This is a genomic window from Brachyspira catarrhinii (genome assembly GCF_005518285.1).
Taxonomy (GTDB): domain Bacteria; phylum Spirochaetota; class Brachyspiria; order Brachyspirales; family Brachyspiraceae; genus Brachyspira; species Brachyspira catarrhinii.
In genome coordinates this window covers 1-11,321 of sequence record NZ_SJDU01000036.1, presented here as the reverse complement: position 1 = coordinate 11,321, position 11,321 = coordinate 1, and the positions used below count along the sequence as shown (strand labels likewise).

8 protein-coding genes are annotated in these 11,321 nt (G+C 27.8%); 5 read left to right on the top strand and 3 right to left on the bottom strand.

Annotated features, from left to right (window positions below; translation table 11 throughout):
- Nucleotides 1-166: 166 nt before the first annotated feature.
- Nucleotides 167-577 (bottom strand): acyl-CoA thioesterase, encoded by a 411-nt coding sequence (locus tag EZH24_RS02530; RefSeq protein ID WP_137997561.1) that lies wholly within the window; start codon nucleotides 575-577, stop codon nucleotides 167-169.
- 143 nt (nucleotides 578-720) lie between these two features.
- On the opposite strand from EZH24_RS02530, the gene nagE reads away from it, so the two are divergent.
- Together nagE and EZH24_RS02520 are read left to right on the top strand one after the other, a co-directional pair.
- The gene (nagE, locus tag EZH24_RS02525; RefSeq protein WP_137997560.1) at nucleotides 721-2,181 is read left to right on the top strand and encodes an N-acetylglucosamine-specific PTS transporter subunit IIBC; all 1,461 of its coding nucleotides are present in this window, start codon (nucleotides 721-723) and stop codon (nucleotides 2,179-2,181) included.
- A 136-nt stretch (nucleotides 2,182-2,317) separates the two neighbouring features.
- A complete protein-coding gene (locus tag EZH24_RS02520) occupies nucleotides 2,318-4,732 on the top strand; it encodes a DUF5682 family protein (protein WP_137997559.1) in 2,415 nt (804 codons plus the stop codon).
- A 28-nt stretch (nucleotides 4,733-4,760) separates the two neighbouring features.
- Here EZH24_RS02520 and EZH24_RS02515 read toward each other — a convergent pair whose 3' ends face one another.
- The gene (locus EZH24_RS02515) at nucleotides 4,761-6,278 is read right to left on the bottom strand and encodes a DNA methyltransferase (RefSeq protein ID WP_137997558.1); all 1,518 of its coding nucleotides are present in this window, start codon (nucleotides 6,276-6,278) and stop codon (nucleotides 4,761-4,763) included.
- 407 nt (nucleotides 6,279-6,685) lie between these two features.
- Between EZH24_RS02515 and EZH24_RS02510 the strand changes: the two genes are divergently transcribed.
- Genes EZH24_RS02510 through EZH24_RS02500 form a run of 3 tightly spaced genes read left to right on the top strand, consistent with a single transcriptional unit; the run spans nucleotide 6,686 to nucleotide 10,398 of the window.
- On the top strand, nucleotides 6,686-7,531 hold the full coding sequence (locus EZH24_RS02510) for a DNA methyltransferase (RefSeq protein WP_201798552.1): 846 nt from the start codon (nucleotides 6,686-6,688) through the stop codon (nucleotides 7,529-7,531).
- Entirely contained in the window at nucleotides 7,528-8,631 is a 1,104-nt protein-coding gene (locus EZH24_RS02505) for a DNA methyltransferase (protein ID WP_137997557.1), read from the top strand. Before EZH24_RS02510 ends, EZH24_RS02505 begins: the two co-directional genes overlap by 4 nt.
- 3 nt (nucleotides 8,632-8,634) lie before the next feature.
- Nucleotides 8,635-10,398 (top strand): hypothetical protein, encoded by a 1,764-nt coding sequence (locus EZH24_RS02500; protein WP_137997556.1) that lies wholly within the window; start codon nucleotides 8,635-8,637, stop codon nucleotides 10,396-10,398.
- Between the two features lie 12 nt (nucleotides 10,399-10,410).
- Here EZH24_RS02500 and EZH24_RS02495 read toward each other — a convergent pair.
- The coding region (locus tag EZH24_RS02495; protein ID WP_137997555.1) for a DUF3656 domain-containing protein at nucleotides 10,411-11,321 on the bottom strand (911 nt) is incomplete at its 5' end.

The window sequence follows — 11,321 nt, the reverse complement described above, 5'->3', positions numbered from 1 at the left end:
TCTATTATCGCTCTTTCGTTTTCTATTATCGCTCTTTCGTATTCGCCAATTTTTCTGTCTAATTTTTTTGATTTATTTTCCAATTTATTATTTCGGACAATATCTCCTATCATATTTGCCGAAGATAAAACCGTAAATAAAACATTAAGCCATTTCATAAAAACCTCTATTTTCCTTTAGCCATTATATCGTATAAATAATTTTCTGGATGAATTATCTCTCCGTTTTTGTTTATAAAAGGATGCAAAGTATAACCCGTAGTGTATAATAAATTAGAATCTTCTTTATTTCTTATTTCATATTTAAGCCTTAACGAAACATTTTTTAATTTGTCGATGCAAGTATGAACGACAATAACATCGTCATATTTTATTGAAATTTTATAATCTATATAAACTTCTTTAACGGGCAAAAATAAACCGCATGCTTCCATCTCTTTATAAGAAATTCCAAGTTCTCTAAGTAATTCCGTTCTTCCTATTTCAAAATATCTTAAATAATTTGAATGATAAACCACTCCCATTTGGTCCGTATCGGCGTAGATTACTCTTATTTCCGTTTTATTTACAAAAGCCATAAAATATTTTCTCCAAATAAAATTTATTCAAATTATATAATAAAAAATATTAAAAATAAAGATTTATATTTTTCGTATTGATTATAAAAAATAAAAATATATACTAATTATATAATAAAATTTTTAACGAACGGAGGATTACAATGTTCAAATATTTACAAAAAATAGGAAACTCTTTAATGGTTCCAGTTGCCGTTTTGCCAGCGGCCGCTATATTGTTGGGAATAGGTTATTGGATTGACCCGAACGGTTGGGGAGCTGGAAGTCCGATTGCGGCTTTTTTGATAAAGGCGGGAAGCTCGATTATAGACAATATGCCGATTCTTTTCGCAATAGGAGTCGCTTTCGGAATGTCAAACGATAGAAACGGAGCGGCGGCTCTTACGGGAATAGTGGCTTTTTTGGTTGTGACAACTTTACTCTCTCCAAACACGGTTGCGATGCTTCAAAGTAAAGAATTGTCGGAAGTTCCAGCGGGATTTTCAAAAATCAACAATCAGTTTATAGGAATTCTTTGCGGATTAATAGCGGGAGGTTTATATAATAAATTCTGGGATGTCGAACTTCCTAAATTTTTGGCGTTTTTTAGCGGAAGAAGATTCGTTCCAATAATCACTTCAGGCGTTATGTTAATCGTTTCTTTAATACTTATGTTTGTTTGGCCCGTAGTTTATAACGGACTTGTAAAATTTGGAGAAGCTATAATTGGGTTAGGACCAATCGGAGCGGGAATATACGGATTCTTTAACAGATTGCTTATTCCAGTCGGTTTGCATCATGCCCTCAATTCTGTATTCTGGTTCGATGTGGCGGGAATTAACGATATACCGAATTTCTTGGGAGGAGCTAAATCTATAGAAGACGGACTTGCCACAGTCGGACAAACTGGAATGTATCAAGCGGGTTTCTTTCCGATTATGATGTTCGGGCTTTTGGGAGCATGTCTTGCGTTTATAAAAAATGCGAAACCAGAAAATAGAGCGGAAATAACTTCTATAATGTTGGCGGCGGGATTTGCAAGTTTCTTTACGGGCGTTACAGAACCGATAGAATTCTCTTTTATGTTTGTAGCTCCAGCTTTATATTTGCTTCATGCTTTACTAACTGCAATATCTTTAACAATATCCGCTTCTATGCAATGGATTGCTGGATTTGGATTTTCGGCGGGTTTCATAGATTTGGTTTTGTCTTCAAGAAATCCTTTGGCTGTAAAATGGTATATGCTTATTGTTCAAGGCTTGGTTTTCTTCGTTCTGTATTACTTGATATTTAATTTTGCCATCAAAAAATTCAATTTAAGAACTCCTGGCAGAGAAGACAATGAAAATGAAAATTACGAAAATATTTTCACGAGTAAAAATTCTTCCTATTTAGACAAAGCTAAATTATTATTGCCTTTGCTTGGCGGAGCGGAGAATATAGTCGATGTCGATAATTGCATTACGAGATTAAGATTGGAAGTAAAAGATAACGGCATTATTAACGAAGCGGAAATTAAAAAGAATTTTCCAGGAGTATTGAAACCGGGCAAAACTTCCGTTCAAGTAATTGTCGGAACGGATGTTCAACTGCTTGCGGATGAGTTTAAAAAATTATTAAAATAGTGTATAATTTGCATAGATACTAGTAAAATAGTATCGCTCCTTTTTATTATTTTTATTAAATAAGCGGCGGCGATTTCTCCCTTAGAAATTGCCGCTGTATTTATTAAATCGTATTTAAAATTAAAAGTTAAAAACAATGCCCAAACAAAATGAAAATTTAAAAGACAGTTTTGATAATGATTTTGAAATTAGTTTTAACGAAAATCAAAATAATATTAAATTTTTTCCCGTTAGGCATCATTCTCCAGCATGCGCTTATCATTTGAAAAAAATAATCGAAGACTATAAACCAGAAAATATTCTTATTGAAGGACCGAGCGATGCGAATTCTTTAATGGAATATATGATTGACGAAAACACGACCCCTCCTTTTTGTATTTATTCGAGTTATATTGATAAAAGCAAAGAAAAATGCAGGAGTTATTATCCTTTTTTGGATTATTCGCCCGAGTTTGTCGCAATAAAAAAATCTCACGAATTAAAAATAAACTGTTCTTTTATAGATATGCCTTTCGGTTCTATTATTGAAAATTCTGAAAATAATATAAACAAAAAACCGATTTCGATTTACGATGAAGACAATAATAAATTCAATGTAAACGATTATACGAGCAGGCTTACTAAAAAATCGGGACTTAAAAGTTTTGCGGAATTTTGGGAGAGAGATTTTGAAATAAAAGGAATATTGAAAAATAGCGAAGATTTTATTAAGAGCGTTTTCGCGTTGGGATATTATATGCGTTTTATAGAAAGCGAAGATATTGAAACTAAAAACCGCGAATATTTTATGGCAAAAAATATTAAAGAATTTATCGATAAAAAAGCAAATGGAATTTTAGTAATAACGGGAAGTTTTCATGTAAAAGGAATAATCGACAAATTAAAAGATTCTGAAAATATAGAAAAAGAATTTAACAAATTAAAAAAATATAATATTCAGAATTCTTCAAATTATTTAATTCCTTATTCTTTCGAGGAAGCGGACCAAAGAAAAGGATATATCGCTGGAATCGAATATCCCGCGTTTTATAATAATATTTGGAAAAAATTAAACGAAGACTTAATCGAAAACGCGTATACCGAAACGGTTAAAAATTTTATCATAAAAGCCGCGGGAATTAATAGAGATTATTATAATATAAATATTCCCGATTGCATAAACGCTTATTATATGGCGATTAATCTTGCAAAATTGCGAGGAAAAAATAACGCTGGAGTTTACGAACTTATTGACGCCGTAAAAAGCGCTTTCGTTAAAGGCGAAATTAGTTTGGAAAATACTGGAAATATCGAGCTTATGATGAAATTACTTTCGGGAATTGCAAACGGTAAAGTTTCGTCAAAAAGCATAGTTCCGCCAGTCGTTTTGGATTTTAGAAATCTTTGCAAAACTCATAGAATAAGAATCGATAAAACGGAAACTACAGAATCGATATTGGATATTATTAAAGATAAAAATCATTTTGAAAAAAGCAAATTCTTTCATAAAATGCGTTTTTTAGATATAGATTTTTGCAAACTTATAAAGGGTCCCGATTATATTGAAAAAATAGATAAAAATCTTGCAAGGGAAATTTGGAAGTATAAATATAATAGTCAAGTCGAGGCTTTACTAATCGACAAATCGGTTTACGGAACGAGTGTTGAAGAGCTTTGTTTGAATTTTATAAAAGACAAATTGAAAAGCAAATTGAACGCTGAAGAAATTTCAAAACTGATTATAGAATCTACCGTTATGGGACTTTATAATTTTTTAATCGACAATTATAACGAAATTGAAAATATAATTTTAAGCGACAACGATTTTATAAGTTTATGCAAGGCTTTGGATAATTTTTCTTATCTTATAAATATTGAAAAAATTAACGGAAATATAAATAAAGAGAGAGAAAATATTTTTAGTAATGTAGATATTATTTCTAAAATCAAATCGCTTTCAAAACTTGGCTTTATTTTGGCTACTCAAAATATGGAATCGATAAAAAATCTTGACGAAGAGAGCGCTTTAAAATATTCTATTTATATTAAAAATCTTTTTATTTATACTTTGGAAAACGATGATTTGGATTGTAAGGAAATTTTTTACGGGAGTATAGATTCTATGATTCAAAATACTTTCGGCAGTTCGCATATATTCGCCGTTTGTCTTTCTATAAAATATAAATCGGGCAAAATTGACGCAAAAGAATTCGCATCTATCATATCGAATTTTTTAGAAACCGCCGAAACGGAATCGATAGCTTATTTTCTAAACGGAATATTTTTTATAGCGAGAGATATTCTTTTTATAAATAACGATTTGATAAACGAAATAGACGAAGCGATAAAAAATATCGAAGAAAATAAATTCATAGAAATTTTGCCAAATTTGAGATTCGCATTTACAAATCTCACTCCAACCGAAACCGAAAGATTGTCGTTGATAATAGCGAAACTTTATCAAACTAAAGAATCGAATACGGAAAATATATCCGAAGAAGAAATCCAAAAAGCGATAATTATTGATAAGAAAATTGCAGAGGAAATGAATAAGTATGAGATATTTAGATAAAAAATTATAAAGTTAAAATAGTTTTTATTTAAGTTTTCTTTATTAATCGGCTGTATGGCAAATTAAATTTTTTACCGTTTAATATTTCTTCGGCGGTTAATATTTGAACTCTCGGATATTCCACATTTGCAAATAATCCGTCTTTCATTTTGAATGTTCCCGACTTTTTAGCCTCGTTTAACATATCTTGGCTTGGAGGAGCGTAAGAAATTAATCCCGCCATATCCGCGTTATTATTTTCCATAGTTCCGATTAAATCTCTTATAAAAGAAGCCTGAAGTTTTTTATTGCTTTTAACGGATAAAATCATTCTGCCTAATGTTTTATTTTCATCTTTATAAAAATAAATAGAGCCGTCAATTCCTCCGTCTCCGCTTTTTTTAGTGGATGCAAAGCCTTGAACTTTTTCGATAGCCCAATATTGAAATTGATAGCGTCCTTCGTTTTTGCTCTTATCCGATTTTTCTATTAAGGCTTTTACTTGCTCCATAGTTATAGGTATTCCGTCTATTATATAATCTTTGCCTTTTACCAATATTTTATAATTATTTTTTAATCTCTCTTCAATTAAAGTAGTAGACAACATGCATATATCGATACCAATCCATTTTCTTTTTAGATTTTGAGACGCGTCTAATGTAGTCCCGCATCCGCAAAAAGGGTCTAAAACAATATCGCCTTCTTTAGTGGTAGCTTTTATAATTCTTTCAAGCAACGCGACTGGTTTTTGAGTAGGATAACCTAATCTTTCTTTATCTTGAGACTGAATAGCGTTTATATCTACCCACCAATCCTCTGGTATTTTACCCTCGTCTAAATAATACTTATAATATTTCGTTTTTCCTTCAGAATTTTTTGTTCCATATACTAATCTATATTTTCTTCCTTTTTCATCGGTTTCTAACCGTCCCCCAAAACTTTCTCGTCCCGCTTTCATAGGAATTGCAACAGCCTTGCCATAAAAAGAATATTTTCTATTATCTTTAGAGTAAAAAAATATAGTGTCATGTTTTTTAGCAAATCTTTTTTTGCCTCTTCCAGCCGTATTATAACACCAAATTATTTCGTTAATAAAATTATTCTCTCCAAATATTCCGTCTAAAATTATTTTCACATAATGGCTTGCCGTAGGGTCGCAATGTAAAAATAAAGAGCCAGTGTCTTTTAATTTGTGTTTCATTATTCTTAATCGTCTCGCCATAAATACCAAATAAGACAATATTTTTTCATTTTGAAATTGAAGGTTTTTTACCCAAGCTTCCCAAAAATTGGCAAAGTTTTCGTTATTGTCTTGCACTTTCAATTCTTCAGTAAAAAGTTTTATCTGCTCTATTTTATCTTCCGTTAATTCCCACGCGTCGCAAAATGCAATCGCTTCTTCGGGAACGGGCATTCCAGTATTTGTAGAATATATGCGATTATAGTTTCTATTGGAATTAAAAGGCGGGTCTAAATATATTAAATCTATAGAATTATCCGCAATTTTGTCGTTCATAACATCCAAATTGTCGCCGTAATATATTTGATTTATAAAATTTTCCGACATTTTTTTAACCGTTTCTATTTTTTTATTGTATATAATTTTATATTAGATTATATATATAGAAATAAATTTATCAATATAAAAATATATTCCTACAAACAATATATAAAAATAATATATCCGAAGAAGAAATTCAAAAAGCGAAAATTATTGATAAGAAAAATATAAGAAGAAATGAATAAGTATGAGATATTCAAATAAATCAGAAGTGACGCAACAATTAGACTTTCTAAAATAAATTAGAGATTGAATAATGATTTTTTATTTCAAATAAAAATAAAGTAAAATGTAAATTTATAATATATATATATATATATATATATATATTATAATGTTATATAAATTGTAAAACTATCATTTTTTAAAATTATATATTATAATTAGTGTTAAAGTTATTTAGGATATTAAAATTGATAAATAAAAAATCTTTTAATGGGTTAAGCACGCAAGATTGGGCTAAAAATAGTAGGAGCGTATGGAGTGATGTGTCTTCTCCTCGTTCTAAAAATGCTTTAAAACATGGGGCAACATTTCCTAAAAAATTAAGCGATAGGATAATATCTATTTATTCTTCAGAAAACGATTTAGTTTTAGACCCTTTTTTAGGCACAGGCACAACTGTTTTAAGCGCTTTGGAATTGGGAAGAAATGCCATTGGTTTTGAGTTATCTAATGAATTTTATAATATTGCTTTAGAATCATTAAAAGAAATTGAAAGCGATTTATTTAATCCAAAAAATATAAATTATAGTATTATTCAAGGTGATTGTGTTAAACTTATTGATAAATTAGAAGATAATTCCATATCCCTTACTTTTACTTCGCCTCCTTATGCTGATTTAATTCACAAAGTGATAGATGATAGACGCAATAGGCATAAAAAATCGGCTTTTGTAATAAATAATAATGCTACAACAAGAATTTATTCTAACCATAAAAAAGATTTAGGAAACATGGAGTTGAAAAGTTATATAAAAACGGTAAAAAATATAATGAAAAAACTTTATTCGAAAATAAAACCCAATGGTTATAATATTTGGGTTGTAAAAGATTATAGAGATACTAAAAATAAAATCCCATATATAGATTTACATAGTAATATAGCTCAAGCTGGTATGGAAGCTGGATTTAAATACCATGATTTAATTGTATGGGACCAAAATGAAAGAAGAAAACTTGTTTTACTTGGTTATCCTAGTGTATTTTATGTAAATCAAAATCATTCTTTTATAGTAGTTTTAAGGAAGACTCTATGACTTTAGATTTGCAATCTAATTTTTTATCATTAGATATAGAAAATTTAAGGAAACTTGATAGAATACACCCTTATCCAGCAAAATTTACTATTGATTTAGCGCTTGAATATATTGATAAATATACAAATAAAAATAGCCTAATACTAGACCCATTTTGCGGAAGCGGAACAACACTTTTAGCATCAAAGGTCTACAATCGTGAAGCTGTTGGATTCGATATTAATTTTATTGCAATTTTAATCTCGCAATTTAAATTATTAGATTTAGATAAAAAAGAGTTAGAGTATTTAAAAAATTTTAACCCAAAGTATAATCTAGTTAAACCTTATTATTACGAAAGTATTAACCATTGGTTTAAGCCAGAATGTATAGATGCATTATCGTCTATAAAAGAACAAATTAAAATTTATTCTCAAAATAACAAGAAATACATATTGTTTCTTAATCTTATTTTTTCTTCAATTATCAATATAGCTTCAAATCAAGATTCTGATACAAGATATGCTAGTGTAGAAAAACCATATTTAAATAAAAAATATATTTTTGATAAATTTAGTGAAAAACTTCAAAATGCAATTAACATTTATAGAAATACAAATATTAAATCTAATAAAAATTTAAAAGTATTTTTATATAATTCAAAAAAACTTACTCATAAAATAAAAGAAAATTCAGTATCTCTTATTTTAACTTCCCCGCCTTATCCAAATACTTATGACTATTATCTATACCATAAACATAGAATGTGCTGGCTAAATTATGATTTTAAATTCTCAATGGAAAATGAAATAGGTTCAAGACGAGAATATTCAAGTCTTAAACTGCCAAAAGAAAAATTTAATAATGATTTATTAGAAATATTTACACAATCTAATTATATTCTAAAAAATGGAGGCTTTATAGTTCTTATAATGGGAGATGGTAAAATTTCTGGCGAAATATATAATGCTAAAGAGGAATTATTACCAATATGTAAAAATTTAAATTGGAAATTAATTGATTATTCTTTTAGCGAATTAGATAAAACAAGTCGTTCATTTGTTCAAAGTTATAGGACTAAAAACAAAAAAGAACATATTATGGTTTTTCAAAAGGAGTAATATATGGAAATAGATGAAATAAGAATTTATTCTGGTTGTTTAGAACAAGGATTAGATTTTAAAAGTTATCTTTTAGAAATTGATAAAAATTTAATTGTAAAAAATATATATCCAACAAAAAATAGAGGGGCTATTTTAGAATCGGATTCTATATTGAAAAAAATTACTAAATTAAAAGATTTTGATATTGCAATAACTATTGTTTCAAAAAAACAAGAAATTCCTATTTTAATGGTTGAATATTCTACGGCTGTTCCGACCGATGACCATAAGATGCAGAGAAGCGATGTATATTTTTGGGCTAGTTTATTTAAAATTCCAGTATTAAAAATTAGCCCTTTATATAATGATTCTTTTAAAAATCATGGAGGCGGAAATAAAATTACTTTATTGCAAGAAATTAATCTGACGCTTAAACAAGGGACTGTGGTTTATTTTATAGATTGGAAAATTAATAATTCTTTACAACTTATTACTAACGAAGAGCGATTATCTTGCATTAACTATAATAAAGAACTATACGATATTCTTAAAAATATTTTAGAAAAGTTGAAGAGATACACTGATTTTAGTATAGCCTATAAAAATCTTTTACAAGAACAAATGAAATATTTTAATATTATGGAATTTAAAAGTTTGGAGAATAATTTTGTAGACTCTCCAAGATTTCAGAAAATCCAAGAAAAAATTATTGTTAAAATTAATCGTTTTGGACATGCTATGGACCCAGATAGAGGTATTTTATTTTTTATGAATCAACTGTTCGGATTAGAAAATGTTATAACAAAATTTGTTATAAAAAGGCAAAACAAAATTGGAAGTGAAAGTTATAATGCCTTATTTGATGGATTATCAGAAAATATTAAAAATCAACTTAACAATCTTATTTCTAAAAATTTTGACGAAGAACTTGCTTTAGAGATTTTTAAAGTGGCTACAGGAATAAAATTAGATTTTAAGAGAGTAGATTCAAAACTATATGAAATATTAGATGATGATTTAATAATTTTTTTGAAAACATATAAAAGTATGAGTTATAAATCTATTTTTATTAATTCTTGCAAATTACAACTATGCGATTATAATCAAAATATTATTTGTGAAATAAGTTGGAATCATGAAATTATAAAAAACTATTTGAATGGTCTAAATACAGGTATTGGAACTCCAATTAATTTATATCCAATATCGCTAAATACGGCAAAAGAAGATATTATTACTTATGCAAGCGTATTATTATTAAATAAAATAGGATGTAAAATTTTAGCGGTTAGCTATCCTGATGCTCAAGGAGATAAACCTATTTTAGTGGGACATGGTAGAAATACAAATAGAATTTATATTGATATTATAGCCTCTATTGAAAGAAAAAATTATAAAGAATCAAAACAATTTAAGATTTTTGTATTTTTGCAGGAAAATAAAGAAAAATATATATCTTTGAAAGAAGATGAAAGAAAATTACTCGGATTGAAAAATGACAATATAAATTGTATAGATGTTTTATTAAAAAAATTAGATTTTAAACATAATTTTATAAAAGACGATATATATTTAGGACTTGGTTCAAAATATGCTAAAAATCCAATGTTTTTAAATGTCGATTATATTTTTGCATTTGATGTGGAATCAAATAAAATTAATACTGTTATATCATGGAATATTGCTATAATAAATTTTGATTTATGCAATATTTTTGAACCTCTTATAAATTCTGAAAATAAATTACAAGGAAAAATATTATTAGATTTGATATATAAATCATAATAAAATAATTATTCAAATAAAAATTTCAATCTCCCCGCTTTTATTATTTATATTTTCAAGAATAAAACTTATCTTATTATGCATTGTCACGCAATCGAATATAACGACATTATTTTTGAAATCTATTAAATATTTTTCTTTGCATTTTTCGCAGCCAATAGCTATACTTTTTGGACAGAAAGCGAAATTCATCGCTGGGATAAATCCGTTTTTTATAGAAATTGTATTTTTTAATCTTTTTCCCGCTTCAATAGAAGAGACAACCAACGAAACTCCCAATTTATATAAAAAATCCACAGTCCGATTATTTATCGTATTCATTCCAATTCCCGCCCAAATTATGCATTTGCCGAGCAAAGCTTCAATTTGTCCGAGATTATTGCAAATAACTATCATATCTTTTGAAACTATATTTTTTATTAATTCTATATCTTTATCGAAAGTTATATGAGGGAGAATTATTCCGTCAATTTTTTTATCTTCAAAAAATTTTTTAATATCGTTATTGTATGTTTTTGGAAATAAAATTATTTTGTAGTAATTTTTATCTCTTATATTACTATTGTTTATATCGCTTATTATTGCAACTTTTATATTCGTATTAGGATATTCTATTTTTTCGTTAAAAATATTTTTATTATAATTTACTTTTCTATTTTGAATCAAAATTTTTTCAAGCGAGCTTATTATATTTCGTCTCGCTTCGTTTAAAATTTTTACGGGAATAAATGGATTATCAATTTTTTTATCAATATTTATGTTTTCAAATTTAAAAACTGTTCCGCCAGTTTTTGACATAGCTTTTATAATATCGCTTTCTTTCGTTTCGGAATTTTTAGCTTCTTCCAATAAATAATCGCTTATACATTCAATATTTAATTTTTTGTTATAATCGCATACATCCCAAAGAATATAGATAATAA

Coding starts and splice junctions, on each gene's coding strand:
- EZH24_RS02530 (WP_137997561.1), bottom strand. CDS start 577: ATGGCTTTTGTAAATAAAACGGAAATAAGAGTAATCTACGCCGATACG.
- nagE (WP_137997560.1), top strand. CDS start 721: ATGTTCAAATATTTACAAAAAATAGGAAACTCTTTAATGGTTCCAGTT.
- EZH24_RS02520 (WP_137997559.1), top strand. CDS start 2,318: ATGCCCAAACAAAATGAAAATTTAAAAGACAGTTTTGATAATGATTTT.
- EZH24_RS02515 (WP_137997558.1), bottom strand. CDS start 6,278: ATGTCGGAAAATTTTATAAATCAAATATATTACGGCGACAATTTGGAT.
- EZH24_RS02505 (WP_137997557.1), top strand. CDS start 7,528: ATGACTTTAGATTTGCAATCTAATTTTTTATCATTAGATATAGAAAAT.
- EZH24_RS02500 (WP_137997556.1), top strand. CDS start 8,635: ATGGAAATAGATGAAATAAGAATTTATTCTGGTTGTTTAGAACAAGGA.